The sequence below is a fragment of the Enterobacter sp. 186315 genome, assembly GCF_053290175.1.
This window is the reverse complement of record NZ_JBPTTK010000010.1, coordinates 52,304-78,677: the sequence shown is the minus strand read 5'-3', so window position 1 is coordinate 78,677 and position 26,374 is coordinate 52,304. Positions and strand designations below refer to the sequence as shown.

The following is a 26,374-nucleotide window of genomic DNA, read 5'->3' as shown; positions in this document are numbered from 1 at the left end:
ATGCAATTGCGTAAATTACTTCTGCCAGGACTGCTTTCCGTTACGTTATTGAGTGGCTGTTCACTGTTCAGTGGCGAAGAAGATGTTGTAAAAATGTCCCCGCTGCCGACGGTTGAAAACCAGTTCACCCCATCAACCGCCTGGGACACGTCCGTGGGCGGGGGTATTGGTGATTTCTATTCCAACCTGCATCCGGCTTATGCTGACAGCGTTGTCTATGCGGCTGACCGCAAAGGCACGGTTAAAGCGGTTAACGCCGATGATGGCAAAGAAGTTTGGTCGGTTAACCTGGCGGAAAAAGACGGCTGGTTCTCCCGTAAATCTGCACTGCTCTCCGGCGGCCTGACGGTTTCCGGCGGTCATGTGTACGTGGGCAGTGAAAAAGCGCAGGTTTACGCGCTGAACGCCAGCGACGGTTCAATTGCATGGCAAACCACCGTGGCGGGCGAATCCCTGTCGCGTCCGGTAGTCAGCGACGGCCTGGTGCTGATCCACACCAGCAACGGCCAGCTTCAGGCGCTGAACGAAGCGGACGGTCTGGTAAAATGGACGGTTAACCTCGACATGCCAGCCCTGTCTCTGCGCGGCGAGTCTGCACCTGCCACTGCGTTTGGTGCGGCTATCGTTGGCGGTGACAACGGTCGCGTGAGCGCGGTACTGATGCAGCAGGGCCAGATGATTTGGCAGCAGCGTATCTCCCAGGCGACCGGTTCAACTGAAATCGACCGTCTGAGCGACGTGGACACCACGCCGGTTATCGTTGATAACGTGGTTTACGCGCTGGCTTACAACGGCAACCTGACCGCGCTGGATCTGCGCAGCGGCCAGATTATGTGGAAACGCGAGCTGGGCTCAGTGAACGATTTCGTTGTTGATGGCAACCGTATCTACATGGTTGATCAGAACGACCGTCTGCTGGCGCTGAACACCGATGGCGGCGTCACTCTGTGGACGCAAAGCGACTTGCTGCACCGTCTGCTGACCGCGCCGGTACTGTATAACGGCAGCCTGGTGGTGGGCGACAGCGAAGGCTACATGCACTGGATCGATCCTGAAACCGGTCGCTTCGTGGCACAGCAGAAAGTCGACAGCTCTGGCTTCCTGACCGAGCCGGTTGTGGCCGATGGCAAACTGCTGATTCAGGCAAAAGACGGCACGCTGTACGCGATCACGCGTTAATTACACGGCGGTTGTAGTATACTAAACGGCTCCTGTTCACTCAGGGGCCGTTTTGACATTTTTAAAAACGCCGCAAAAGCGACGTTATTTTGAATTTTATGAGGCTTCAAACATGGTACCTGTGGTCGCGCTTGTCGGGCGCCCTAACGTTGGAAAATCCACTCTTTTTAACCGTTTAACACGCACCCGTGATGCGCTGGTTGCGGATTTCCCGGGGCTGACGCGTGACCGTAAGTACGGTCGTGCAGAAGTGGAAGGTCGCGAGTTTATCTGTGTTGATACCGGCGGTATCGACGGCACAGAAGACGGCGTTGAAACCCGTATGGCGGAACAGTCTCTGCTGGCAATCGAAGAGGCGGACGTAGTTCTGTTTATGGTTGATGCCCGTGCAGGCCTGATGCCAGCGGATTCCGCTATCGCTAAGCATCTGCGCTCGCGTGAAAAACCGACCTTCCTGGTCGCGAACAAAACTGACGGTATTGACGCCGATCAGGCGGTCGCTGATTTCTGGTCCTTAGGGCTGGGTGAGATCTACCCAATCGCCGCTTCGCACGGTCGCGGCGTAACCAGCCTGCTCGAAACCGTTCTGCTACCGTGGGTTGATGAAGTTAACCCGCCGGAAGAAGTGGACGAAGACGCCGAATACTGGGCGCAGTTCGAAGCGGGTGAAGAGGGCGCGGAAGAAGAGCCTGAAGACGACTTTAACCCGCAGGACCTGCCAATCAAGCTGGCAATCGTGGGCCGTCCAAACGTCGGTAAGTCTACGCTTACTAACCGCATTCTGGGTGAAGACCGCGTGGTCGTTTACGACATGCCTGGCACCACCCGCGACAGTATCTACATCCCTATGCAGCGCGATGAACGTGAGTATGTGCTCATCGACACCGCGGGCGTGCGTAAGCGCGGGAAAATCACCGATGTGGTGGAGAAATTCTCCGTCATTAAAACCTTGCAGGCGATTGAAGACGCCAACGTGGTGCTGCTGGTTATCGACGCGCGCGAGGGTATTTCGGATCAGGATCTCTCGCTGCTGGGCTTTATCCTCAATAGCGGACGCTCACTGGTTATCGTCGTCAACAAGTGGGACGGCCTGAGCAACGAAGTTCGCGAGCAGGTGAAAGAGACGCTGGACTTCCGCCTTGGCTTTATCGACTTCGCCCGCGTTCACTTTATCTCTGCCCTGCACGGCAGCGGCGTGGGTAATCTGTTTGAATCCGTGCGTGAAGCCTACGACAGCTCTACCCGTCGTCAGAGCACCGCGATGCTGACCCGCATTATGAACATGGCCGCAGAAGACCATCAGCCGCCGCTGGTGCGTGGCCGTCGCGTGAAGCTGAAATATGCCCACGCCGGTGGTTATAACCCGCCTATCGTGGTGATCCACGGTAACCAGGTGAAAGATCTGCCGGATTCCTACAAACGCTATCTGATGAATTACTTCCGTAAATCACTGGACGTAATGGGCACGCCGATCCGCATTCAGTTCAAAGAAGGGGAGAACCCGTTTGCTAACAAGCGCAACACCCTGACCCCGAACCAGATGCGTAAGCGCAAGCGTCTGATCAAGCACATCAAGAAAAGCAAATAAGCATTGCTGATCTGAATAAACCCGCGGTAATTCGCGGGTTTTTTTTCGCCTGTACCTGTCGTATGTTTCTGTGTGTGATGTCAATCACTATTCGCGACTAGCCAATTATAAATCTGAGAAATAAGATGATTGTCGAACTTTCATCTTAAACACCTGGGGTTGGTACTAGACAAAACTGGCCTCAGGTTATCAAATGGTTAAATAACACTTCGCCGCCGACAAAAAATCGACCAGATATATAACTGGTCGGCGTGTTTGCGGTGCTTACAAGCACGACGACATACCTTTTCGGGAGAATTATGCAATCCTCTGTTAATCAAAAAGAAAGCCGGACTTTCTTCGGCCACCCTTATCCGCTCGGGTCCCTGTTCTTCACCGAAATGTGGGAACGTTTCTCGTTTTACGGTATTCGACCGTTATTGATCCTGTTTATGGCTGCCACCGTTTATGACGGCGGCATGGGCCTGGCGCGGGAAAATGCGTCCGCCATCGTGGGGATTTTTGCCGGTGCCATGTATCTGGCCGCGCTGCCGGGCGGCTGGCTGGCGGACAACTGGCTCGGTCAGCAAAAAGCCGTGTGGTACGGTTCGATCCTGATCGCGCTGGGCCACCTGTCGATCGCCCTCTCCGCGGTGATGGGCAACGACCTGTTCTTTATCGGCCTTATGTTTATCGTCCTCGGCTCTGGCCTGTTCAAAACCTGTATCTCGGTGATGGTGGGCACCCTGTATAAAAAGGGCGATACCCGCCGCGACGGCGGCTTCTCGCTGTTTTACATGGGCATCAACATGGGGTCGTTTATTGCGCCGCTGATCTCCGGCTGGCTGATTAAAACCCACGGCTGGCACTGGGGCTTTGGCATCGGCGGTATCGGGATGCTGGTGGCGCTGGTGATCTTCCGCGTGTTTGCCGTGCCGTCGATGAAACGTTACGACAGCGAAGTGGGCCTGGATTCTACCTGGAACAGCCCGGTGGTGAAGCGCAACGGCGTGGGTGCCTGGCTGCTTGCGCTGGCCGTTGGCGTGGCGGTGCTCGTGACGCTGATTTCCCAGGGCGTGATTGTGATTAACCCGGTTGCGGTCGCCAGCGTGCTGGTGTACGTGATTGCGGCCTCCGTGGCGCTCTATTTTATCTACCTGTTTGTCTTTGCCGGTCTTAACCGTAAAGAGCGCGCCAGACTGCTGGTCTGCTTTATCCTGCTGGTGTCCGCCGCCTTCTTCTGGTCGGCGTTCGAACAAAAGCCGACCTCGTTTAACCTGTTTGCCAACGACTACACTAACCGCATGATTGGGGATTTCGAGATCCCGGCGGTGTGGTTCCAGTCGATTAACGCGCTGTTTATCATTCTGCTGGCGCCGGTCTTCAGCTGGGCGTGGCCGAAGCTGGCGAGCATGAATATTCGTCCGAGCAGCATTACCAAGTTCGTTATCGGCATTCTGTGCGCGGCGGGCGGCTTTGGCCTGATGATGCTGGCGGCGCAGAACGTGCTGGCTAACGGCGGGGCGGGCGTGTCGCCGTTCTGGCTGGTGGGCAGTATCCTGATGCTGACGCTGGGCGAGCTGTGCCTGAGCCCGATTGGTCTGGCGACCATGACGCTGCTGGCGCCGGAAAGAATGCGCGGGCAGATGATGGGCCTGTGGTTCTGCGCCAGTGCGCTCGGCAACCTGGCGGCGGGCCTGATTGGCGGTCACGTGAAGGCCGATCAGCTGGATATGCTGCCGGATCTCTTTGCCCGCTGCTCCGTGGCGCTGCTGATTTGTGCTGCGGTACTGATTGTGCTCATTGTTCCGGTGCGTCGCATGCTGGAAAATGCGCAGACCAAACCGGCCGCTAACGCCTGATAACCCCTCGCTTTGCCGGGGCAGACGTCATGCCCCGGCAATCTTCAACGAGGAAAACACATGCTGTCAGGATTTGTGGGTCTGGGCGCCGTGGTCGAAACGGCGTATCTCCCGGCGTTACGAAACCGTTTTAACTCTTCGCTTCCCTGTCCGGGGTTTGACGTTCAGCCCAACAGGCAGCCTGATGACGTGACCCGCTGTTCTTCGCTGGCCGCGCTTCTTAGCCATCCTCTCGATACGCTGTTTATCACCACCGCTTCGCTAAACCATCTTGAGGTGCTTGAGCTGGCGCTCGCCTCACCTGTTCCGCGCATTGTGGTTGAAAAGCCCGTTGTCGCCACGCTGTCGCAAATCGCTACGCTCAAAACGCTGCTGGCAACGCCTGACGCGGCAAGTCGCGTACTGGCGCTCGACCACTGGATGACGCGCACCGATATCGTCCGGCTGGGTCTGATCGAGCGCCTGGCTGACGTAGTGAAAATAGAAGGGTTTCTTCAGGAGCCAAGCGGGTTTAACGACGCGGGCGAGCCCGTCGCGCTTAACTTCGCCACCGGGGAGCCGGACACCCGCACGCTTCGCCACCCTGACGGGGTAATTCTGGATATCGGCACGCACGTTCTGGCGATGATCCGCGAAACGGTGCACGCGCTCGGCGGCGGCAGCGATATGGATTTACAGGTGATGAAGGCGAAAGACCGCCTGGGCAAGACAATCAGTAAGGGCGATGTCACCACCGCCGAGGGCGAAGCGCATCTTCAGGGGCAGGTCGGCGGCGTGCCGGTGGATATCTGGCTCAACAAATATGCCGGGCCATCCGGCGGGCAAAAGGGGCTGCGCATCATTCTGCGCGACGGGCGCATCGTTAGCCACGACCGTCGCGGGTCTGAGGACGTGCTGGAGTCTGTTCACGGCGACAGCGTCCAGCAGTGGCGCATTCCCGGCACGCTTTATGAGCGCTGTCTGGCAGAGCAGATCCTTGGGGAGCAGAGCCTGTTTATTCGCTGCCCGCAGGAGGTGCCGCGCACGACGCGGCGCAGGCTTGAAGAGGTTGAGCTCTTGCTGTCATTGCAGCAACGGCTGCGCGGGCCACACTGAACGCATCGTGGTAAAATGATCAGGTTATCAATATGAGATCGGGAGTCACTATGTCGATTATCTGCCCGGATTGCCATGCAGAGCTGGAGCCACAGAACGGTGTGGCTCACTGTGAAACGTGTCAAAAAGACGTGGCGCTGGAAGCGCGCTGCCCGGATTGCCACAAGCCGCTTCAGGTGCTCAAAGCCTGCGGTGCGGTGGACTATTTCTGCCAGAACGGCCACGGGCTGATTTCAAAAAAACGCGTGGAGTTCGTCAGAGCAGAGGCTTAATCGCACACGCATCCTTCGCCTTTTTGCCAGAGTTCAACCAGCGACTCTGGCGCCTCCTGCTCCGGCACCAGCACGATCATATCGGTGTACTGCGCCTGGTTGTGCCGCGTCCAGACGATCTGAATGCGAAAATAGCGCTGATCGCCGCGACCGGGCGATGAGGCCTGACCGGGCGGCTCCCCGCGAGGAAACGCCTGTTGCAGGATGCTTATCACCCGCTCGCGCTGCGTGGTATTGAGCGACGAGAGGGCAATGCGGCGCAGCCCGGCCAGTTTGGGAATATAGGCCACGCCGCCCTCACGAGCCAGCTCAACCACCGCGTCATCCGTCAGTTCCGGAACCTGCATTTACAACACTCCCACCTGTTCCCAGGCCTGCCTGATGGCCGCCGCAACGTCGCTACCCGAACGTTTTTCACCGTGGGCAATCGTCAGTTTTGCGAAGGCATCAAAATCGGCATCCTGCGGCAAATTGCGATCGCAAACCGTGTCGTACCAGGCATAGCCCGCTTTCTCCCAGGCCTTGCCGCCAATCGCCGTTGCCGCCAGATAAAAGGCGCGATTCGGAATGCCCGAGTTAAGATGCACGCCGCCGTTGTCGTCGCGTGTTTTGATAAAGTCCTTCATGTGCGCGGGCTGCGGATCTTTGCCGAGAAGCGGGTCGTCATAGGCCGTGCCGGGTTCCGACATCGATCGCAGCCCTTTGCCGTTAATCCCTTTCGCCAGCAGCCCTTCACCGATTAGCCAGTCGGCCTCGTCGGCGTTTTGCTTGAGGTGATACTGTTTTACCAGCGAGCCAATTACATCCGATAAGGACTCGTTCAGCGCGCCGGATTGTTCAAAATAGATCAGCCCGGCTTCGGTTTCGGTCACGCCGTGGCTGAGTTCATGGGCCACCACGTCAATGGCAATGGTGAAGCGGTTAAATATCTCCCCGTCGCCATCGCCAAACACCATCTGCTGACCGTTCCAGAATGCGTTCTGATATTCACGTCCGTAGTGCACGGTGCCGGTCAGGATCAGCCCCTGATTATCCAGCGAGTCGCGCCGATAGTTCTTCCAGAAAAAGTCATGGGTGATGCCTAAATAGTCATAGGCCTCATTAACCGCCACATCGCCGTTTGACGGCTGCCCCTCGTAGCGCACCTGCGTGCCCGGCAGCTCCTGGGTCTGTTTCGCATCGTAAATATCGCGCTCAAGCTGCCCGGCTTTATTGACGTGCGGTGCGGCGGGTTTGCCCGGCATATGCGCCATGAGCGTTTGCACGTGCGTTAAGGTCTGACGGGCGCAGCGCTGCTGCGGCTCCGAGCCGGTTTCAATAATACGTCGAAGAATATAGGGCGGGATCACGCTGTGGATTCGGGTCATGCATCTCTCCTGTTTTCTGGCAATGCCGAAAAAAGAAACACCTTAAGTGTAAGTGATGAACGCGCAGGCGGTGAGAAGTCAGACAAATCGCGGCGCTGAAAACTGGCGCAACAGGCGCTCAGGGGTTAGGTTTTTTTAACGCAGCCAGAGAGAGGAGCCTGATGACTAAACCGATTGCGCTGGGCATCACCGGGTTTTCGCTTATCGCGGTGACCTACGGGATGGCGAGATTTTCCTGGGGGCTGATGCTGCCCGATATTCGCCAGGCCATTCCCTTTACGCCGCAGATGGCGGGCGTTATTGCGGCCTGTAGCTACGCGGCCTATTGCCTGTCGGTCTTTTTGGCCTCTTTTCTCACCGATCGTTTTGGCCCCCGCGTGCCGGCACTGCTGGCCGCAGCGACCGCCGCCAGCGGGCTGCTTGTCCTTTCCCTCTCGGCGCAGCCGCTCACCCTGGCGCTCGGGTTGTTTATCGCCGGGCTAAGCTCGGGGCTGGCGTCCCCCGCACTTGCCGGGGCGGTCGGAGACAGCGTTCCGCCTGAGCGGCAGACCGGGATCAACACCATCATCAATGCCGGCACCAGCGGCGGGATCATCCTCTCGGTGCCGATTTTGCTTTTCGCGCCGGGCGGCTGGCGTGCGGCGTGCGTCATCTTTGCGGTGCTGGCGCTGCTTTGCCTGCTGGCGGCGTGGCGCTATCTGCCCTCGTCGAACGGTAAACGGCCTGAGCAAACCCCGCGCGGAGTGGTGATACTTCGCAAGCCGGGGATGGTTCGGCTGCTGGTTATCGCCTTCGTCAGCGGCGTTGCCAGCGCCGCGTGGTGGAGTTTTGGGCCCGAACTGCTGACGCGACATACCGGGCTGGAGAGCACGGTGACCCGCTGGCTGTGGCTGGTCAGCGGCGGGGCGGGGATCGTGGCCGTATTCACCGCAAGCGCGGCAAAACGTATCGGGATGCGCGGCGTTTATCGCCTGTCGCAGATCTTTATGGCTGCCTCGCTGGTCGCGCTGGCGTTTAGCGAGGGATTTGCCTGGTGGCTGGTTCCCGTGGTGGCGATGAGCGGGGCGGGGTACGTGATTTTGTCCGGCGTGCTGCTGGTGCAGGGGGCGGTGATTGCGCATCCGTCCCCGGCGATGGGCGTCAGTATGGCGTTTCTGATGCTGGCGGCCGGGCAGGTCGTCGGGTCGATGCTGTTTGGCGTGCTGCTGGGAATGACGGGCGCGGCGGCCGCGCTGATGGTTTTTTCCGGGCTGTCCTGGGCGATGCTGGCCGTCATGCCTGACGGCCGTCGCTGATTAGTCTTTTTTACGGGCGCGCGGTTTCTTCACCGGGGTCACGCCTTTCACTTCGCTCTCTACCCAGCCGTCCGACAGGCGGGTGGTGAGCACGTCACCGGCCTTCACCTGTCTGGTCTGCTTCAGCACCTTACCGTCCGTTGCGGTGGTGACGCTGTACCCGCGCGCCAGCGTGGAGAGCGGGCTGACGGCCTCAAGGTGGGTCACGGCGTTACCAAAGCGTTCGCGGGTAGCGCTCAGCCGGGTGCGGATATTCTCCGCCAGACGATACTCGAGCTGCTGAATACGCGTTTGCGCGCGATAAATTTTCGGCTGCGGGTTTTGCTGATTCAGACGCTGCGTCACGCGCTGCTGGCGCGACACCGCGCGCTTAAGCTGATTATCCAGCGCAAAGTTCATCCGCTGGCGCAGGCGCTCCAGCACGGTCTGCTGACGCGCAAGGCGCAGCTGCGGGTGCTGCTGTTGCAGGCGGTGGTGGATCTGGGTAAAGCGGCGGGTACGATTAGCGAGGAAGTAATCCATCGCCATCTCCAGTCGCTGCTGGCCGTTTTGAATCTGGCGCAGAAGTTCAAGCTGGTTGCGGCTCACCACTTCAGCGGCGGCGGACGGCGTAGGGGCACGTAAATCCGCGACAAAATCCGCGATCGTCACGTCCGTTTCGTGCCCGACGGCGCTCACCACCGGGATGGCGCTGGCAAAAATCGCCCGCGCCACGCGTTCGTCGTTAAAGCTCCATAAATCTTCCAGCGAGCCGCCGCCGCGCCCGACGATTAACACGTCGCACTCCTGGCGGGCGTTCGCCAGCGCAATGGCGCGCACGATCTGGCCCGGCGCGTCGTCACCCTGAACGGCGGTCGGGTAGATAATGACGGGCAGGGAGGGATCGCGGCGTTTCAGGACGTGCAAAATGTCGTGCAGCGCGGCACCGGTTTTGGAAGTAATCACCCCGACGCAGTGGGCCGGGGAGGGCAGCGGCTTTTTATACTGCTGATCGAACAGGCCTTCGTCCGAGAGTTTGGCTTTTAGCTGTTCGTATTTCTGCTGCAACAGCCCTTCACCCGCAGGCCGCATACTTTCGACGATGATTTGATAATCACCGCGCGGCTCGTACAGGGTGATATTGGCGCGAACCAGAACCTGCTGGCCGTGCTGCGGGCGGAACGTCACGCGACGGTTGCTGTTGCGGAACATCGCGCAGCGCACCTGGGCGGTGTCGTCTTTTAGCGTGAAATACCAGTGACCGGACGACGGCTGCGTAAAGTTAGAGATCTCACCGCTGATCCAGACCTGCCCCATTTCCTGCTCCAGCAGTAAACGAACCGATTGATTAAGGCGGCTGACGGTATAAATTGAAGGGGTTTGAGAGGATAACATGTGAGCGGGATCAAATTCTAAATCAGCAAGTTATTCAGTCGATAGTAACCTGCTAAGAGGGGATCGCAAGGTTTTTTTATAAAAAAGTGTAGATGCAATCGGTTACGCTCTGTATAATGCCACGGCAATATTTAACCCCCCAGGTCAGAGATATTGCCCATGCTACGTATTGCTAAAGAAGCACTGACGTTTGACGACGTCCTCCTCGTTCCCGCTCACTCCACCGTTCTGCCGAATACTGCCGATCTCAGCACGCAGTTGACGAAAACCATTCGCCTGAACATTCCTATGCTCTCTGCGGCAATGGACACCGTGACTGAAGCGCGCCTGGCTATCGCCCTGGCACAGGAGGGTGGCATTGGTTTTATTCACAAAAACATGTCTATCGAGCGTCAGGCGGAAGAAGTTCGCCGCGTGAAGAAACATGAATCCGGCATCGTGTCTGACCCACAGACCGTTCTGCCAACCACCACCCTGCACGAAGTGAAAGCCCTGACCGAACGTAACGGTTTTGCGGGTTACCCGGTTGTGACTGAAGAGAACGAACTGGTCGGTATCATCACCGGTCGTGACGTGCGCTTCGTGACTGATCTGAACCAGCCTGTCAGCGTCTATATGACTCCGAAAGAGCGTCTGGTGACCGTGCGTGAAGGCGAAACCCGCGACGTGGTGCTGGCCAAAATGCACGAAAAACGCGTTGAGAAAGCGCTGGTTGTGGACGCAAGCTTCCACCTGCGCGGCATGATCACCGTTAAAGATTTCCAGAAAGCAGAACGTAAACCTAACGCCTGTAAAGACGAGCATGGCCGTCTGCGCGTGGGTGCTGCGGTTGGCGCGGGCGCGGGCAACGAAGAGCGCGTTGACGCACTGGTTGCGGCGGGCGTTGACGTGCTGCTGATTGACTCCTCTCACGGCCACTCCGAAGGCGTTCTGCAACGTATTCGTGAAACCCGTGCGAAATACCCTGACCTGCAAATCATCGGCGGTAACGTGGCAACGGGCGCAGGCGCTCGCGCGCTGGCGGAAGCCGGTTGCAGCGCGGTGAAAGTGGGTATCGGCCCTGGCTCAATCTGTACCACCCGTATCGTGACCGGCGTGGGCGTTCCGCAGATCACCGCCGTGTCTGACGCGGTAGAAGCGCTGGAAGGCACCGGTATTCCGGTTATCGCTGACGGCGGTATCCGCTTCTCTGGCGACATCGCTAAAGCCATCGCCGCTGGTGCTGCTGCGGTCATGGTTGGCTCTATGCTGGCGGGTACCGAAGAATCCCCGGGCGAAATCGAACTCTACCAGGGCCGTTCTTACAAATCTTACCGCGGCATGGGCTCTCTGGGCGCGATGTCCAAAGGCTCGTCTGATCGTTACTTCCAGACCGATAACGCCGCTGACAAACTGGTGCCGGAAGGTATCGAAGGCCGCGTGGCCTATAAAGGCCGCCTGAAAGAGATCATTCACCAGCAGATGGGCGGCCTGCGTTCCTGTATGGGTCTGACCGGCTGTGGTACCATCGACCTGCTGCGTACAAAAGCTGAATTTGTGCGTATCAGCGGTGCGGGTATTCAGGAAAGTCACGTTCACGACGTGACCATCACCAAAGAGTCCCCGAACTACCGTATGGGCTCCTGATCGGTTTCCGCGCCCGGCTATATGCCGGGCGATTTTGTTTCACTTGCCTCGGAATTAGCGTCAATGACGGAAAATATTCATAAACATCGCATTCTCATCCTCGATTTTGGTTCTCAGTACACTCAGCTGGTCGCGCGTCGCGTGCGTGAACTGGGCGTTTACTGTGAGCTGTGGGCGTGGGATGTTACGGAAGCACAGATCCGCGAATTCAACCCAAGCGGCATCATCCTGTCCGGCGGCCCGGAAAGCACCACCGAAGAGAACAGCCCGCGCGCGCCGCAGTACGTGTTCGAAGCGGGCGTACCGGTCTTCGGCGTCTGCTACGGTATGCAGACCATGGCAATGCAACTGGGCGGCCACGTTGAAGGCTCTAACGAACGCGAGTTCGGCTATGCGCAGGTAGAAGTGGTCACCGACAGCGCGCTGGTGCGCGGCATCGAAGACTCCCTGACCGCAGACGGCAAACCGCTGCTGGACGTGTGGATGAGCCACGGCGACAAAGTGACGGCGATCCCGTCCGACTTCGTGACCGTTGCCAGCACCGAAAGCTGCCCGTTTGCCATTATGGCGAACGAAGAAAAACGCTTCTACGGCGTGCAGTTCCACCCGGAAGTGACCCACACCCGTCAGGGGATGCGTATGCTGGAGCGCTTCGTGCGCGACATCTGCCAGTGTGAAGCCCTGTGGACGCCAGCAAAAATCATCGACGACGCCGTTGAGCGTATCCGCCAGCAGGTTGGCGATGACAAAGTGATCCTCGGCCTGTCCGGCGGCGTGGACTCCTCCGTGACCGCGATGCTGCTGCACCGCGCTATCGGCAAAAATCTGACCTGCGTATTCGTGGACAACGGCCTGCTGCGTCTGAACGAAGCCCAGCAGGTGATGGACATGTTTGGCGACCACTTCGGTCTGAACATCGTTCACGTCGAAGGCGAACAGCGCTTCCTCGACGCGCTGAAGGGCGAAAACGATCCGGAAGCAAAACGTAAAATCATCGGCCGCGTGTTCGTTGAAGTGTTCGACGAAGAAGCGCTGAAGCTGGAAGACGTGAAGTGGCTGGCGCAGGGCACTATCTACCCGGACGTGATCGAATCGGCGGCATCCGCAACCGGTAAAGCGCACGTCATTAAATCTCACCACAACGTGGGCGGCCTGCCGAAAGAGATGAAGATGGGCCTGGTTGAACCGCTGCGCGAGCTGTTCAAAGACGAAGTGCGTAAGATCGGTCTGGAACTGGGTCTGCCGTACGACATGCTCTACCGTCACCCGTTCCCGGGGCCAGGTCTGGGCGTGCGCGTGCTGGGCGAAGTGAAGAAAGAGTACTGCGACCTGCTGCGTCGCGCGGACGCGATCTTCATCGAAGAGCTGCACAAAGCCGACCTGTACAACAAAGTGAGCCAGGCGTTTACCGTGTTCCTGCCTGTGCGCTCCGTTGGCGTGATGGGCGATGGCCGTAAATACGACTGGGTTGTTTCCCTGCGTGCGGTGGAAACCATCGACTTTATGACCGCGCACTGGGCGCACCTGCCGTATGACTTCTTAGGCCGCGTGTCTAACCGCATCATCAACGAAGTGAACGGCATTTCCCGCGTGGTGTATGACATCAGCGGTAAGCCACCGGCAACGATTGAATGGGAATAATTCCCTCCCGTAGACAGTAAATAAAAACCCTCTGTTTCGGCAGAGGGTTTTTTTTCACTTCACGCTACTCACGACAGTCCCGCCCGGCTTTTCGTACCGCGCCCGCGGGTGGCACACCAGCCCCATCGCCAGCCCGGCAATCACCAGCGTCAGCCCCAGTGACACCCACATCGCGCCTGTTATTCCCAGCGTTTTATTCAGCCAGGCACAGGCAAAGGGCGATGCCGCCGCCGTCAGCTGGCCCGGAATTAACAACCAGCCGGTGCGGCTGGCGTAGCTTTCCGTACTGAACAGCTCCAGCGGCAGCGTGGCTTTGACGATAGTCACCAGCCCGTTGATGGCGCCAAACCCCAGCACAAACCCGACGGCGCACCACGCAAACTGCGATCCGCTTAGCCCGAGCAGAAAACAGAGCGGCATTGCGAGAGCGGTAAAGATCGTCAGCCTGAGCGGGGTCAGCCGCGCGCCCGCGAGCACCTCCATCGAACGCGCCCCGGTCTGGCCGATTCCCCACAGCATTCCCGCCGCCACCGGCAGCCCGGCGCTGGCAATAAATTCCGGCAGGTGCGTGGAAGTGCCGTTAGAGACAAAGGCGATGAGGGCGATAAAGGCGGCGTACAGCCAGCCGCGGCGCCGTTCGTATCTGGATATCCGGGCTGGCGTTTTTGCCATCAATGAAATCCGCTGCGAGGAGAGCGGGTAAATCAGCGCCGCGCTCAGCAGGCCAAAAAGGGCGTAGATCAACAGCGCATCCTGCCAGCGCATAATACCGAGCAGCGCATTCCCCAGCGGCCAAAACACCGCAGAGGCAAGACCGCCCGCCAGCGTGACGCGGGAAATCGTGCGCCGCGCCTGTTGTCCATAGAGATTCACCAGTGAGGCAAACAGCGCGTCATAAAGGGAGAGTCGCATCCCGATGCCCGCCAGCAGCCAGCATCCGTACCAGCCGCTAAGCGAGTCAATAAGCGCCATCCCCGCGCAGCCTGCGGCAATCAGCAGCGTGCCGCTCATTACCACCCGCCGTCCGCCGAAGCGCGCCAGCAGCCGGGCGACAAAGGGGGAAACCATCGCCATCACCAGCATGGCAAGCGTCAGTCCCAGGTAGATTTGCGGGGAAGACCATCCTCTGTCGGCGGCGATTGCCGTGGCGAACGTTCCCGGCATGTAAAACGAAATTCCCCAGTTGATAAGCTGATTACAGCCTGCGGTCAGAGCGAGGCGGCGGGGCAGGGCAGGTGTTTCCATTGTTTTTCATTCCGTTAATGCAGTTGTCCTCAGCATAACGGGCGCGCTATTGTGCAGGCAGGCGCCTAACCTTATGACCTGTATAAGAGAAACTTTGAATGATGACGTTAAATCTGGCCCAGCTGGCAACGTTTCGTCTGGTGGTTCAGCGCGGCAGCTTTTCCGCGGCGGCGGATGCGCTGGGGATTTCTCAGCCCGCCGTGAGTCTGCAAATCCGTCAGCTGGAGCAGTTCCTCCAGACGCGACTCATCGAGCGCACCGGGCGTGGCATCAAGGCAACCCAGGCCGGGCTGATGCTGCTCACCCATACGGAGTGCATCGAACAGACGGTGCAGGAGGCGGTGCGTTCGGTCAGCGAGTTGAATGGCGAGGTGAGCGGCACGGTCACGCTCGGCACCGGGGCGACCGCATGCATCCATCTTTTACCCTCGCTTCTACAGCGGCTGCGCAGCGATTACCCGCTGTTACGCGTGGGTGTGACGACCGGAAACACGCTCGACGTGGTACGGGCCATTGAGGAAAACCGTCTGGATATGGGGCTGGTGACCTTACCGGCGGGCGGGCGTTCGCTTGACGTCATGCCGGTGATGACCGAAGAGTTCGTGTTTATTGACGCAGACACTCTCGAATCGTCAGAGCCGCTCACGCCGGAGGGGTTGCAGCATCGCCCGCTGATTGCGTTCGAGTCGGGAAGTGGCACGCGGGCGCTGATCGACGGCTGGTTTGAGGCCAGCGGATTGGCGATAACCCCGGTGATGCAGCTTGGCAGCATTGAGGCTATTAAACGTATGGTGCGTGCCGGCCTGGGCTACAGCATTGTTCCGCGCATGGCGGTGGCGATGGACGCCGATCGCGAAGGGTTACGCGTGCAGTCGCTTACGCCGTATTTACAGCGCCAGCTGGCGGTCGTGATGCGCCAGGATAAGATCCTGAGCCGAGGGATCGCCGCTATTGTGCGGATGTTTCAACAGACAGACTGGATTGCTGAGATTGCATCTTGTCCTGATGGTGATACCAGGCACCAATGGAAGAATAAACAAAGCGGCCAAAGAAAAAGAGAAAACTAATCAGCAGTATGATGCGGGTCATCCGAGTGTTAAACCGATGTCGTTTGTGCATACGCGTGGCCTGACTCACTGTGTTTTTCCTGGGTATACCCGTGCGGGCGATTTGCACATTAAGGCACAGCGGGAGGAGGGGGTCAATTCGGCCGGATGTAAAAATCCGTCAATGTTTACATTAATCAATGTTATTGAATAGAAATCACGCATTTACCATATTGATAATAAGAATAAAAATATCCTGGATAGATGTCCGAAAATGAATTTCACCGGAAATAGTTTGATTTAAGTCAAAAAATTATCGGTGACGCTATTTAAAATCCTTGCTCCATTATGCTCGCACATATGTTTACCGCACGGGCATGTACGTCAGGTTGGATGCCTGTCTTCTTTTACCCACTGGAACGCGTGGGGGTTTAAACGGGCATCTATGAACATCGTCTATTTCCTTAAAAATAATAAAGACCGCTGGTGGGCGTTACCGCTCATTTTGCCTCTTATTTTGCTGCCGCTGCTCAGCGGGGTGAATACCTATACGCAACTGGGCGACGGGCCTGTCGTTCTCTATTATGTGCCTCTCTTTTTCCTGCTTGCCATGATGCTCTTTTATGGTTTTGCAGCCTTGCCGGGCATTGTTCTGGCGGTTTTCTTTCGCTATTACTCGTCGGTTGGGCTATTTGAAGCCGCGGCGAGCATCCTGCATTTTATTGTTCCTGTTGTGCTGAGCTGGGGCGGATACCGCGTCTTTAGCCCGCAGCGCAACATGGTGGCCTATGGCGACGCGCGCTTAATGGCGCAGCGCATCTTCTGGCAGGTCGTCTGTCCGGCAACCCTGTTCCTGGTGTTATTCCAGTTTGCTGCCTATCTGGGCATCTACGAGAGCCGTCAAAGCCTTGCCGGCCTGAACCCGATAAATATCCGCACGCTCATTAACTATCAGGCGCTGCTGGTCAGCGGGCTGACGGGCGTACCGATGAGCTATCTACTGATCCGTCTTATCCGCAACCCGTTCTACCTTAAAAGCCTGATTTCACAGATCCGCGGCCAGATAGACAGGAAGGTAAGCCTTACCGAATTTCTGATTTGGGCGCTTGTCATGAGCAGTTTGCTCACGCTGCTGTTACTCCCGATGAATGAAAATAGTTCGATATTCAGCACCAACTACACGCTGTCGCTGCTGATGCCGGTGATGCTTTGGGCCGCCATGCGTTTTGGCTACAAGCTGATGTCGATTATCTGGACGCCGGTGCTGCTGGTGTCGATTCATTACTTTTACCGCTATATCCCGCATCAGTCGGGCTATGACGTACAGCTTGCTATCACCTCGTCCAGCTATCTGGTCTTCTCGTTTGTGGTGATTTACATGTCGATGCTGGCGACGCGTCAGCGGGCGGTGAATATCCGCGCCCGCAGGCTGGCGTTTCTCGACCCGGTGATGCATATGCCGAACCTGCGCGCCTTAGCCCGCGAGCTGGCAAAATCGCCCTGGTCGGCGCTCTGCTTGCTGCGCATTCCTGAACTGGAAGTGCTGGGCCGTAACTATGGCGTGCTGCTGCGTATCCAGTACAAGCAAAAGCTGGCGGCGTGGATCAACGGTACGCTTCAGCCTAATGAGCAGGTCTATCACCTGACCGGATGCGACCTGGCCGTGCGCCTGAACACCGAGTCGTACCAGATGCGCATCGACACGCTGGATGAACACATCAAGCAGTTCCGCTTTATCTGGGACGGCATGCCGCTCCAGCCGCAGGTGGGCGTGAGCTATTGCTTTGTGCGCTCGCCGGTCAACCATCTCTATCTGGTGCTGGGCGAGCTGGGCGTAATTGCCGATCTGTCGCTCTCCACCAACCACCCGGAAAATCTCCAGCAGCGCGGTGCTTTGCATTTGCAGCGTAATCTGAAAGATAAAGTGGCGATGATGAACCGCCTGCAACGGGCGCTCGAGCAGGATGCGTTTACCCTGATGGTGCAGCCGGTGCGCGGGCTGCGGGGCGACCATTACCATGAAGTGTTGCTGCGAATGCCGGATGAAAACGGCGATCTGATTTCGCCCGACGTCTTCCTGCCGGTAGCGCAGGAGTTCGGCCTGTCGTCGCGCGTGGATCTGTGGGTGCTGGAGCGCACGCTGCGCTTCCTGGCGGATAACCGCGACCGGCTTCCGGCCCAGCGTTTTGCGATTAACCTCGCGCCGTCAACCGTGTGCCGGACGCAGCTGCCGCTGGAGGTCAACCGCCTGCTGACGAAGTACAGCGTAGAGCCCTGGCAGATTGTGTTTGAAATCACCGAAAGCAGCAGCTTTGGCAATTCCCACGCGGCGGCGCAGACGCTCCGACAGTTGCAGCAGTTGGGCGTGCGGATAGCAATTGACGATTTCGGGACGGGCTATGCGAGCTATGCGCGTCTGAAAAGCGTGGATGCCGACATTCTCAAAATCGACGGCAGCTTTATCCGCAATATCGTCAGCAACAGCCTGGACTATCAGATCGTTGCCTCCATTTGCCATCTGGCACGCATGAAGAAAATGCTGGTGGTGGCGGAATACGTTGAAAACGAAGAGATACGAAGCGCGGTACACGCGCTAGGTATCGATTATGTGCAGGGTTATCTGATTGGCAGGCCGGTGGCGCTGGAGTCGCTGCTGGAAGCCGAGGCGTCACACGAGGACGCCTGAGCCTTACGCCGCTACGTCGGCGTCGGGTGAACTCTCTTCTTCAATTTTCAGCATCCAGCCGGTCACCGCTTCCCAGTACTGCTGCTCTTTTTCCAGGTCCAGCAGGACCAGCGCGTTCTGGCTAAACCAGTCGTGCGGGAAGCTGAGCGTCCAGTGGTGATCGTCGGTGGTCAGCTTCAGCGTTGGCGGCGTGGTGGTCGCCTGGCGCTGGTTGTTCAGCAGCACGCCCAGACGCAGCAGCTGGATCAGCGGCAGGAACTGCTTCTTCTTAAACAGCGTAAAGCGCGGCATGTCGTCGAGCTTAATGGCCTTGCGGTGGTAGCGAACCAGCGTCGCCATCATCGCCTGCTGCTCCTGGTTAAAGCCCGGCAGATCGCTGTTTTGCAGAATATAGGCCGAGTGGCGATGCATCCCGCTGTGGTTGATGTTCAGACCCACTTCGTGCAGCAGAGCCGCCCACTTCAGCAGCGCTTCGAGCTGCGGATGGCCGAGCTTAGGGTTCTGCTCATGCCACTGATCGTACATTTGCGTGGTGGTATCCAGCACCCGCTTGGCCTGCTCGCGGTCAATGTTGTACTGGTTCGCCAGGCTTTGCGCCGTGCGGCTGCGGATATCCTGATGGCGGAAGCGGCCCTCCATCTCATACAGCACGCCTTCACGCAGCGCACCGTCGGACAGACGCAGCTCCTTGATCGCCAGCGCATCAAACACGCCGCACAGGATAGCCAGACCCGGCACAAACACCGCCTTGCGTTCGTCCGACAGGCCCGGCAGGCTTAGCGCATCAAAGCTTTTATGTTTGATCACCTCTTCCATGAGCATCGTCAGACGCTCGGGGGTGATAAAACCGTCTTTTTCGCCCATCGCCAGCAGCACTTCATGCGCCGCTTTAATGGTGCCCGAGGCGCCCAGCGCCACGTTCCAGCCCTGAATGCGATACTGCCAGGCGAGAGTCTCCAGCTTTTGCGTGGCGGCCATACGGGCGCGCTGGAAGTTCTCGCGGGTGATCGCACCGCCGGGGAAATAGATCTGCGCAAAACTGACGCAGCCCATTCTGCGGCTCTCAACCAGGCGCGGCTCAAAGTCTTCACCGATCACCAGCTCCGTAGAGCCGCCGCCGATATCGATCACCAGCTTGCGGCCTTTTTCCGGCTGGGTGTGCTCCACGCCCATAAAAATCAGACGCGCTTCCTCGTTACCCGAGATTATCTCAATCGGGTAGGGGATCACTTTCTCGGCGCGCTTGAGAAACTCCGGCGCGTTGAGCGCCTGGCGCAGCGTATGGGTGCCCACGATGCAGACGCTGGACGGCGAAAACCCTTGCAGGCGCTCCGCGAACAGCGACAGGCAGTTTAAGCCGCGCTCCATCGCCTCTTCGCTGAGCATACTGTTTTCGTCAAGACCGTCGGCCAGATGCACACGCTGCTTCAGACGACCGATGATCTGCATCGCGCCATCCACCTCACGGGCGATGACCATGTGGAAACTGTTAGAGCCAAGGTCGACCGCGGCAAACTCCTGCGGTCGTGGGGTCATATCGTTTATTGGCATAGGTTAATCAGGTTGCTCGAGTGATTTTATATAGTCGTAAATCGCCAGCTGTGAGCGCACTTTACGACGATTGCCGCGCGACACGTAGCGGTTACTGAGTTCTTTGTCGATATGGCGGGCTTTCACCGTATCGCTAAACAAAAGCTCGATAATGTCGAGGATCTGCTGCTTAAGACGCGGATCGAGCAGCGGCGTCGCCACTTCAATGCGGTAGTCAATATTACGCGTCATCCAGTCCGCCGAGGAGAGATAAACCTGCTTATCTCCTGCATTATCGAAAATATAGACCCGGTCGTGTTCCAGATAGCGGTCAACGATGCTGATGACGCGAATATTGTCGCTAATCCCTTCCAGTTCCGGAATAAGCGAGCACATACCGCGGATCAGCAGATTGACCGGCACGCCGGAGCTGGAGGCGGCATACAGACGATCCACCAGCCCTTTATCGACCAGGTTGTTAAGCTTCAGCGTGATGCCGGAAGAGAGTCCCTGCTGCGCGTTGGCGATCTCTTTGTCGATCATCTGGTAAAGCAGGCGGCGCGAGTTCTGCGGTGACACCAGCAGATAATCGAAGCTCACCGGGCGGTACGGGTTCTCGATAAAGTTAAACACCCGGCGCACTTCGTTGGTGATGCGCGCGTCGGCGGTCAGCAGCGAGTAGTCGGTATAAATACGCGCCGTTTTCTCGTTAAAGTTACCGGTGCCGATGTGGGCATAGCGCACCACGTCTTCGCCCTCTTTACGCGAGATGAGGAACAGCTTGGCGTGAATTTTCAGGCCCGGCGCGGAGAAGATAACGTGAACGCCCGCTTCGGTCAGGCGTCTTGCCCAGTGGATGTTTGCCTCTTCGTCGAAACGCGCCTGAAGCTCCACCACCACGGTCACTTTCTTGCCATTGTGCGCGGCGTGGATCATCGCATCGATGATGCGCGAATCTTTTGCCACGCGGTAGATGTTGATCTTGATAGCCAGCACGTTAGGGTCAAACGATGCCTGGCGCAGCAGCTCCAGCACGTGTTCAAAGGTGTGGTACGGATAGTAGAGCAGAACGTCGCGCTCGCGAATGGCGTCGAAGCCGTTGCGGAACTTATCGAACCAGATATGGCGCAGGCGCGGCAGCGGCTTGTTGACCAGGTTCGCTTTGCCGACGTTCGGGAAGCCGATAAAGTCTTTAAAGTTGTGGTAACGACCGCCGGGGATAATGGAGTCGTAGCGGGAGATGGTCAGCTTTTCACGCAGCATCTCCACCATGGCATCCGGCATGTCGCGCTGATACACAAAGCGCACCGGCTCCGCCGTCAGGCGCTGCTTCAGGCTGGAGGACATAAGCTCCATCAGGCTCGATTCCATCTCGTGCACCAGATCGTACTCGGCGTCACGGGTCATTTTCATGGAATAGGCGTTGAGGGCGTCGTAGTCGAAGAAGCCCTTGAAGATATCGTCCAGGCAGTAGCGCAGGATGTTGTCGAGCAGGATCATCGGCTTGCGGCGGCGCGGGGTTTCCGGCGGCAGGTTCACAAAGCGCGGAACCTTATCGGACGGGATCTCCAGCAGTGCGTAGCTAATCGCCTCGCCGCGAATAATCTCTACCGCCAGATAGGTGTAATCATCTTTCAGGAACTGCACCAGGTCCGTTTCGCGGTTAATCAGGATCGGGGTGATGTGCTGGCGCAGGTAATGTTTGAAGTAGTGACGCAGCCAGGTTTGCTGGTTCACGGAAAGCTGGCGTTCGTTGATCAGGAAGATTTGGTTGCGCGCCATTTCCAGCAGCAGCTCGTTATAAAGGCCATCGAACTCCTGATCGGCTTTCATCACGCGGGACTGGATTTTGCCCAGCAGATGCCGCGAGTGGGAGTTCAAACCCTGCTCTTCGCTGATGATGATCCTGCGCTTCAGCTCGGCGAAGCGAACCTTATAGAATTCATCAAGGTTATTGGAATAAATACCCAAAAAACGCATACGCTCAATCAGCGGGTTTGTTTTATCCGCCGCTTCCTGAAGGACACGTTCGTTGAACGCTAACCAGCTTAGCTCTTTCTCGATGTATAACTTTTCCTGACCCATTACAGCTCACACTCCAGTTCAATCACAGGACGTGGTAATCCTTCTCGTCCTTATTATGGCGAGCATTTCCACGATATGTCCAACAGTGCCAGAAAACTATGACAGTTATTTTTTTCTTGAGGATTTTTCGAAAGTTGGGGAAGGGGAGGGATGTTGTAGGTCGGGTAAGCGCAGCGCCACCCGACGCCACAGGCTACTCGTCTGCCGCATGTCCTTGCGCAGGAAGCTTAACGCCGTCCAGCCAGGCCGCGCCGTCGCGCATCTCAAGACGCCCGTCAACAAACCAGCTGACGACCAGCGGATAGATCGCGTGTTCCTGCGCCTGAACGCGCCCGGTCACCTCCTCTTCGCTGTCGCCCGCAAACACAGGCACTTTCGCCTGTAAAATCACGGGGCCGCCGTCCAGCTCGTCGGTGACGAAATGCACCGAGGTGCCGTGCTCGTCGTCGCCGTTCTCCAGCGCCTGACGGTGGGTGTGCAGGCCGGGGTATTTCGGCAGCAGGGAGGGGTGGATATTCAGCAGGCGGCCCGCGTAGTGAGAGACAAACGCCGGGCTGAGAATACGCATGTATCCCGCCAGCACCACCACGTCGGGGGCATAGGCGTCTATCTCGTGCATCAGTTCGCGGTCAAACGCCTCGCGGCCCGCGAACTGGCTGGCCTCCAGCGCGTGCGCGGGAATATTCGCTTCCCGCGCACGCTCAAGGCCGAACGCATCGGCCTTGTTGCTGAATACTGCCCGAATGGTGCCATTAATTTTTTTCTGTTCGCAGGCGTCTATGACCGCCTGCAAATTGCTTCCGTTGCCGGAAATGAGCACCACGATGTTTTTCATTCAATGACCACACGCTGTTCGGAATCGGAGGCTTTAATCGTACCGATTTTCCACGCGTTTTCACCTTTCTCATTCATCAGCGCAATAGCTTTATCCGCTTCGCTGGCCGGCAGGGCGATCACCATGCCGACGCCGCAGTTAAAGGTGCGATACATCTCGTGGTCGCTGACGTTGCCCGCCGTTTGCAGCCAGTTGAACACGGACGGCCACTGCCAGGAAGATTCGTCGATCACCGCCTGGGTGTTGTCCGGCAGCACGCGCGGAATGTTTTCCCAGAAGCCGCCGCCGGTGAGGTGGGCAATGGCGTGAACGTCAACGTTCGCGATCAGCTCAAGGACGTTTTTCACGTAGATGCGGGTTGGGGCGAGCAGGTGGTCCGCCAGCGGTTTACCGTCAAGCTCGGTGGTCAGCGGATCGCAGCCGCTCACTTCGAGGATTTTACGCACCAGCGAATAGCCGTTGGAGTGCGGGCCGCTGGAGGCCAGCGCAACCAGCACATCGCCGTCAGCCACTTTGCTGCCGTCGATAATTTCTGATTTTTCTACCACGCCGACGCAGAAGCCTGCGACGTCATAATCTTCACCGTGATACATGCCCGGCATTTCGGCGGTTTCACCCCCGACCAGCGCGCAGCCTGATTGCAGACAGCCTTCGGCGATGCCGCTAATCACGCTTGACGCGGTATCCACGTCCAGCTTGCCGGTCGCGTAGTAGTCGAGGAAGAACAGCGGCTCGGCGCCCTGTACCACCAGGTCGTTCACACACATTGCCACCAGATCGATACCGATCGTGTCGTGACGCTTAAGATCCATCGCCAGGCGCAGTTTAGTGCCTACACCGTCAGTCCCCGAGACCAGCACAGGTTCACGATATTTTTGCGGCAGCGCGCACAGTGCGCCGAATCCACCCAGGCCACCCATCACTTCAGGGCGGCGGGTTTTTTTCACCACACCTTTGATTCGGTCAACCAGCGCATTACCTGCGTCAATATCAACACCGGCATCTTTGTAGCTGAGAGAAGTTTTGTTGGTCACGGCTCAAGTCCCCACGCGATTGCATAGCTAGTAAGAAAAATCGGCGCAATTCTAACAGTCCAGGCAAACGTTTGCGAGCCTATTCTCGGCACGACGATTTTTTTTTCGAAATCCTTGTCACGCCGCGCAAACTTGACTCCGTTCACGAAAATGAAACCGGTTTCGGTGATTCGCTTGCAAGCCATTTAGCGAATGCACATCATGCAACTGAAACCGGTTTCAGTTCATTCGGGAGGGATGACAAAGATGAAAGTTGCCGCATTCGACATTGGTGGCACCGCGTTAAAAATGGGCATCGCAACCACGCAGGGCGAGCTGCTGCACACGGGTAAAGCCGCCATTAATGATAGCGACGGCGATGCCATTCTTTCAGCAATCCTCAGCTGGGTGGCGCGTCACCCGGAGGCCCGGGGCATCGCCATCAGCGCGCCGGGCTACGTTAATCCCCATACCGGCTTTATCGAGATGGGCGGCGCTATTCGCCGCTTCGATAACTTCGCGATGCAGGAGTGGCTCGCTGACCGGACGGGGCTACCGGTCACCGTAGAAAATGACGCCAACTGCGTGCTGCTCGCCGAGCGCTGGCAGGGCAAAGCGGCCGGGCTGGATAATTTTCTGGTGCTGACCATCGGCACCGGAATCGGCGGCGCCATCTTCTGCAACGGCCAGCTGGTTCACGGCGCGCGTTTTCGTGCCGGGGAATTTGGCTACATGCTCACCGGGCGGGCCGACTCTCGCCGGGTGGCAAGCCACTCCATGAATGAAAACTGTACGCTGCGCACGCTTCGCAAGCGATATGCCGATTACCACGGACTGGCGCTTGAGGCGGTCACCGGCGAGGCCATTTTTGACGGCTACGACGCGGGCGATGCCGTATGCCACCGCCTGGTCGACGATTTTCTTAACGGCATTGCGTCAGGGCTATACAACCTCGCGAATATTTTCGATCCCGAAACCATTTTAATCGGCGGCGGCATTGCCGAGCGTCCGGGATTTATGGATCTGCTTCGCAGCCATCTTGCGTGGTTTGGCATTGCCGATATTGCCGATGCCGCAAGCCACGGCAACAGCGCCGGACTGATTGGCGCGGTTTACCATTTCAGACAGCAGTATCCGTCAGCAATCAGCAACATTGAATGAGGGAAAGAGTATGTCAGGATTCAAAGAAGGTTTTCTGTGGGGCGGTGCGGTAGCCGCGCATCAGCTGGAAGGCGGCTGGAAAGAGGGCGGTAAAGGGGTGAGCGTCGCCGACGTGATGACCGCCGGCGCGCACGGCGTTCCGCGCGAAATCACCAACGGTGTGCTGCCCGGTAAAAACTATCCGAACCACGACGCCATCGACTTTTACCATCGCTATAAAGAAGACATCCGCCTGTTTGCCGAAATGGGCTTTAAATGCTTCCGCACCTCTATTGCCTGGACGCGCATTTTCCCGAACGGGGACGAGCAGGAGCCAAACGAGGCAGGCCTGAAGTTCTACGACGATCTGTTCGACGAGTGCCTGAAGCACGGGATTGAGCCGGTTATTACGCTCTCCCACTTCGAGATGCCGTTCCATCTGGTGACCGAATACGGCGGCTGGCGCAACCGCAAGCTGATCGACTTTTTCGTGCGTTTCGCCGAGGTGGTGTTCAAACGCTACCAGCATAAAGTGAAGTACTGGATGACCTTTAACGAGATCAACAACCAGGCCAACTTCCACGAAGATTTCGCGCCGTTCACCAACTCCGGGCTGAAGTATGAACCGGGCGAAGATCGCGAGCCGGTGATGTTCCAGGCGGCGCACTACGAGCTGGTGGCAAGCGCGCTGGCGGTGAAGGCCGGGCGCGAAATTAACCCGTCCCTGCGCATCGGCTGCATGATTGCCATGTGCCCAATCTATCCGCTGACCTGCGCGCCGGACGATATGATGATGGCGATGAACGCCATGCATCGCCGCTACTGGTTTACCGACGTTCACGTGCGCGGCAAATATCCGCAGCATCTGCTTAACTACTTTGAGCGCCGCGGTTTTGAGCTGGATATCACCGAAGAAGATAAAATTGCGCTGACCCAGGGCTGCGTCGATTACATCGGTTTCAGCTATTACATGTCCTTCGCCACCAAAGCGACGGCGGACAACCCGACGCTGGACTACGACGAGAGCAAGAGCCTGGTCTCTAACCCTTACGTGCAGAAATCCGACTGGGGCTGGCAGATTGACCCGGTGGGGCTGCGCTACTCCCTTAACTGGTTCTGGGATCATTACCAGCTGCCGCTGTTTATCGTGGAAAACGGCTTTGGCGCGATCGACGTGCAGGAGAGCGACGGCACGGTGAACGACCAGTACCGCATTGATTATCTCTCCGCCCACATCCGCGAAATGAAAAAAGCGGTGGTGGAAGATGGCGTGGATCTGATGGGCTACACCCCGTGGGGCTGTATCGATCTGGTCTCCGCTGGAACCGGCGAAATGAAAAAACGCTACGGCTTTATCTATGTGGATAAAGACAACGAGGGCAACGGCACGCTGGCGCGCAGCAAGAAGAAGTCGTTTGACTGGTATAAGCAGGTGATTGCGAGCAACGGCGATAACCTGTAATTGTCGGGTGGCGCTGCGCTTACCCGACCTACACTGTCCGTAGGCCCGTGTAAG

General features: G+C 57.8%; 20 protein-coding genes and 1 pseudogene. 12 read left to right on the top strand and 9 right to left on the bottom strand.

All coding sequences use genetic code 11. From position 1 onward, the window contains the following. From bamB to ACSVHP_RS13475, 5 genes are all read left to right on the top strand, one after another. The gene (bamB, locus tag ACSVHP_RS13495; RefSeq protein WP_234671285.1) at positions 1-1,179 is read left to right on the top strand and encodes an outer membrane protein assembly factor BamB; all 1,179 of its coding nucleotides are present in this window, start codon (positions 1-3) and stop codon (positions 1,177-1,179) included. A 112-nt stretch (positions 1,180-1,291) separates the two neighbouring features. Further along, positions 1,292-2,767 carry a ribosome biogenesis GTPase Der gene (der, locus tag ACSVHP_RS13490; RefSeq protein ID WP_417315914.1) on the top strand — a complete coding sequence of 492 codons (1,476 nt, stop codon included), beginning with the start codon at positions 1,292-1,294 and terminating at the stop codon, positions 2,765-2,767. A 299-nt stretch (positions 2,768-3,066) separates the two neighbouring features. Further along, positions 3,067-4,608 (top strand): peptide MFS transporter, encoded by a 1,542-nt coding sequence (locus ACSVHP_RS13485; RefSeq protein WP_234671261.1) that lies wholly within the window; start codon positions 3,067-3,069, stop codon positions 4,606-4,608. A gap of 60 nt (positions 4,609-4,668) precedes the next feature. After that, positions 4,669-5,703: an oxidoreductase gene (locus ACSVHP_RS13480; RefSeq protein ID WP_447552158.1), complete on the top strand. Its 1,035-nt coding sequence runs from the start codon at positions 4,669-4,671 to the stop codon at positions 5,701-5,703. A 50-nt stretch (positions 5,704-5,753) separates the two neighbouring features. Then, positions 5,754-5,975: a zinc ribbon domain-containing protein gene (locus ACSVHP_RS13475; protein ID WP_234671257.1), complete on the top strand. Its 222-nt coding sequence runs from the start codon at positions 5,754-5,756 to the stop codon at positions 5,973-5,975. Here ACSVHP_RS13475 and ACSVHP_RS13470 read toward each other — a convergent pair. Then, positions 5,972-6,322: a protealysin inhibitor emfourin gene (locus tag ACSVHP_RS13470; RefSeq protein ID WP_447552157.1), complete on the bottom strand. Its 351-nt coding sequence runs from the start codon at positions 6,320-6,322 to the stop codon at positions 5,972-5,974. The two genes, ACSVHP_RS13475 and ACSVHP_RS13470, sit on opposite strands and share 4 nt — an antisense overlap. Beyond that, entirely contained in the window at positions 6,323-7,342 is a 1,020-nt protein-coding gene (locus ACSVHP_RS13465) for a M4 family metallopeptidase (protein WP_447552156.1), read from the bottom strand. It abuts the gene before it with no gap. Between the two features lie 161 nt (positions 7,343-7,503). Between ACSVHP_RS13465 and ACSVHP_RS13460 the strand changes: the two genes are divergently transcribed. Then, entirely contained in the window at positions 7,504-8,637 is a 1,134-nt protein-coding gene (locus tag ACSVHP_RS13460; RefSeq protein ID WP_447552155.1) for an MFS transporter, read from the top strand. Here ACSVHP_RS13460 and xseA read toward each other — a convergent pair whose 3' ends face one another. Next, entirely contained in the window at positions 8,638-10,011 is a 1,374-nt protein-coding gene (gene xseA, locus ACSVHP_RS13455; protein WP_447552154.1) for an exodeoxyribonuclease VII large subunit, read from the bottom strand. A gap of 159 nt (positions 10,012-10,170) precedes the next feature. On the opposite strand from xseA, the gene guaB reads away from it, so the two are divergent. Continuing rightward, positions 10,171-11,637, top strand: a complete 1,467-nt coding sequence (gene guaB / locus ACSVHP_RS13450; protein ID WP_234671241.1) for an IMP dehydrogenase — start codon at positions 10,171-10,173, stop codon at positions 11,635-11,637. A 63-nt stretch (positions 11,638-11,700) separates the two neighbouring features. After that, the gene (gene guaA, locus ACSVHP_RS13445) at positions 11,701-13,278 is read left to right on the top strand and encodes a glutamine-hydrolyzing GMP synthase (RefSeq protein WP_006811514.1); all 1,578 of its coding nucleotides are present in this window, start codon (positions 11,701-11,703) and stop codon (positions 13,276-13,278) included. 54 nt (positions 13,279-13,332) lie between these two features. Here guaA and ACSVHP_RS13440 read toward each other — a convergent pair whose 3' ends face one another. Then, positions 13,333-14,523 carry an MFS transporter gene (locus ACSVHP_RS13440; protein WP_447552153.1) on the bottom strand — a complete coding sequence of 397 codons (1,191 nt, stop codon included), beginning with the start codon at positions 14,521-14,523 and terminating at the stop codon, positions 13,333-13,335. A gap of 98 nt (positions 14,524-14,621) precedes the next feature. On the opposite strand from ACSVHP_RS13440, the pseudogene ACSVHP_RS13435 reads away from it, so the two are divergent. After that, positions 14,622-15,491 (top strand): annotated as a pseudogene (locus ACSVHP_RS13435) (LysR family transcriptional regulator); the annotation flags it as partial. Here the strand turns inward: ACSVHP_RS13435 and ACSVHP_RS13430 are convergent. After that, on the bottom strand, positions 15,472-15,660 hold the full coding sequence (locus ACSVHP_RS13430; protein ID WP_234671237.1) for a YfgG family protein: 189 nt from the start codon (positions 15,658-15,660) through the stop codon (positions 15,472-15,474). The pseudogene ACSVHP_RS13435 and the gene ACSVHP_RS13430 overlap by 20 nt on opposite strands. Positions 15,661-16,014: 354 nt before the next feature. On the opposite strand from ACSVHP_RS13430, the gene ACSVHP_RS13425 reads away from it, so the two are divergent. After that, the gene (locus tag ACSVHP_RS13425; RefSeq protein ID WP_234671235.1) at positions 16,015-18,255 is read left to right on the top strand and encodes a bifunctional diguanylate cyclase/phosphodiesterase; all 2,241 of its coding nucleotides are present in this window, start codon (positions 16,015-16,017) and stop codon (positions 18,253-18,255) included. 3 nt (positions 18,256-18,258) lie between these two features. On the opposite strand, the gene ppx is transcribed toward ACSVHP_RS13425, so the two are convergent. The 4 genes from ppx to purM form a co-directional block, all read right to left on the bottom strand. Continuing rightward, positions 18,259-19,806: an exopolyphosphatase gene (gene ppx, locus ACSVHP_RS13420; RefSeq protein ID WP_234671233.1), complete on the bottom strand. Its 1,548-nt coding sequence runs from the start codon at positions 19,804-19,806 to the stop codon at positions 18,259-18,261. A gap of 3 nt (positions 19,807-19,809) precedes the next feature. Next, positions 19,810-21,870 carry a polyphosphate kinase 1 gene (gene ppk1 / locus ACSVHP_RS13415; protein WP_234671231.1) on the bottom strand — a complete coding sequence of 687 codons (2,061 nt, stop codon included), beginning with the start codon at positions 21,868-21,870 and terminating at the stop codon, positions 19,810-19,812. A 193-nt stretch (positions 21,871-22,063) separates the two neighbouring features. Further along, positions 22,064-22,705: a phosphoribosylglycinamide formyltransferase gene (gene purN, locus ACSVHP_RS13410; RefSeq protein ID WP_234671228.1), complete on the bottom strand. Its 642-nt coding sequence runs from the start codon at positions 22,703-22,705 to the stop codon at positions 22,064-22,066. Further along, positions 22,702-23,739, bottom strand: coding sequence for a phosphoribosylformylglycinamidine cyclo-ligase (gene purM / locus ACSVHP_RS13405; RefSeq protein WP_417314683.1), 1,038 nt, complete (start codon positions 23,737-23,739; stop codon positions 22,702-22,704). The genes purN and purM overlap by 4 nt, the downstream gene beginning before the upstream one ends. A gap of 246 nt (positions 23,740-23,985) precedes the next feature. On the opposite strand from purM, the gene bglK reads away from it, so the two are divergent. Both bglK and ACSVHP_RS13395 read left to right on the top strand, forming a co-directional pair. Further along, entirely contained in the window at positions 23,986-24,879 is an 894-nt protein-coding gene (gene bglK / locus ACSVHP_RS13400) for a beta-glucoside kinase BglK (protein WP_447552152.1), read from the top strand. A gap of 10 nt (positions 24,880-24,889) precedes the next feature. After that, positions 24,890-26,320: a 6-phospho-beta-glucosidase gene (locus tag ACSVHP_RS13395; RefSeq protein ID WP_447552151.1), complete on the top strand. Its 1,431-nt coding sequence runs from the start codon at positions 24,890-24,892 to the stop codon at positions 26,318-26,320. The last annotated feature ends 54 nt before the right edge of the window (positions 26,321-26,374 follow it).

Coding starts and splice junctions, on each gene's coding strand:
- bamB (WP_234671285.1), top strand. CDS start 1: ATGCAATTGCGTAAATTACTTCTGCCAGGACTGCTTTCCGTTACGTTA.
- der (WP_417315914.1), top strand. CDS start 1,292: ATGGTACCTGTGGTCGCGCTTGTCGGGCGCCCTAACGTTGGAAAATCC.
- ACSVHP_RS13485 (WP_234671261.1), top strand. CDS start 3,067: ATGCAATCCTCTGTTAATCAAAAAGAAAGCCGGACTTTCTTCGGCCAC.
- ACSVHP_RS13480 (WP_447552158.1), top strand. CDS start 4,669: ATGCTGTCAGGATTTGTGGGTCTGGGCGCCGTGGTCGAAACGGCGTAT.
- ACSVHP_RS13475 (WP_234671257.1), top strand. CDS start 5,754: ATGTCGATTATCTGCCCGGATTGCCATGCAGAGCTGGAGCCACAGAAC.
- ACSVHP_RS13470 (WP_447552157.1), bottom strand. CDS start 6,322: ATGCAGGTTCCGGAACTGACGGATGACGCGGTGGTTGAGCTGGCTCGT.
- ACSVHP_RS13465 (WP_447552156.1), bottom strand. CDS start 7,342: ATGACCCGAATCCACAGCGTGATCCCGCCCTATATTCTTCGACGTATT.
- ACSVHP_RS13460 (WP_447552155.1), top strand. CDS start 7,504: ATGACTAAACCGATTGCGCTGGGCATCACCGGGTTTTCGCTTATCGCG.
- xseA (WP_447552154.1), bottom strand. CDS start 10,011: ATGTTATCCTCTCAAACCCCTTCAATTTATACCGTCAGCCGCCTTAAT.
- guaB (WP_234671241.1), top strand. CDS start 10,171: ATGCTACGTATTGCTAAAGAAGCACTGACGTTTGACGACGTCCTCCTC.
- guaA (WP_006811514.1), top strand. CDS start 11,701: ATGACGGAAAATATTCATAAACATCGCATTCTCATCCTCGATTTTGGT.
- ACSVHP_RS13440 (WP_447552153.1), bottom strand. CDS start 14,523: ATGGAAACACCTGCCCTGCCCCGCCGCCTCGCTCTGACCGCAGGCTGT.
- ACSVHP_RS13425 (WP_234671235.1), top strand. CDS start 16,015: ATGAACATCGTCTATTTCCTTAAAAATAATAAAGACCGCTGGTGGGCG.
- ppx (WP_234671233.1), bottom strand. CDS start 19,806: ATGCCAATAAACGATATGACCCCACGACCGCAGGAGTTTGCCGCGGTC.
- ppk1 (WP_234671231.1), bottom strand. CDS start 21,870: ATGGGTCAGGAAAAGTTATACATCGAGAAAGAGCTAAGCTGGTTAGCG.
- purN (WP_234671228.1), bottom strand. CDS start 22,705: ATGAAAAACATCGTGGTGCTCATTTCCGGCAACGGAAGCAATTTGCAG.
- bglK (WP_447552152.1), top strand. CDS start 23,986: ATGAAAGTTGCCGCATTCGACATTGGTGGCACCGCGTTAAAAATGGGC.
- ACSVHP_RS13395 (WP_447552151.1), top strand. CDS start 24,890: ATGTCAGGATTCAAAGAAGGTTTTCTGTGGGGCGGTGCGGTAGCCGCG.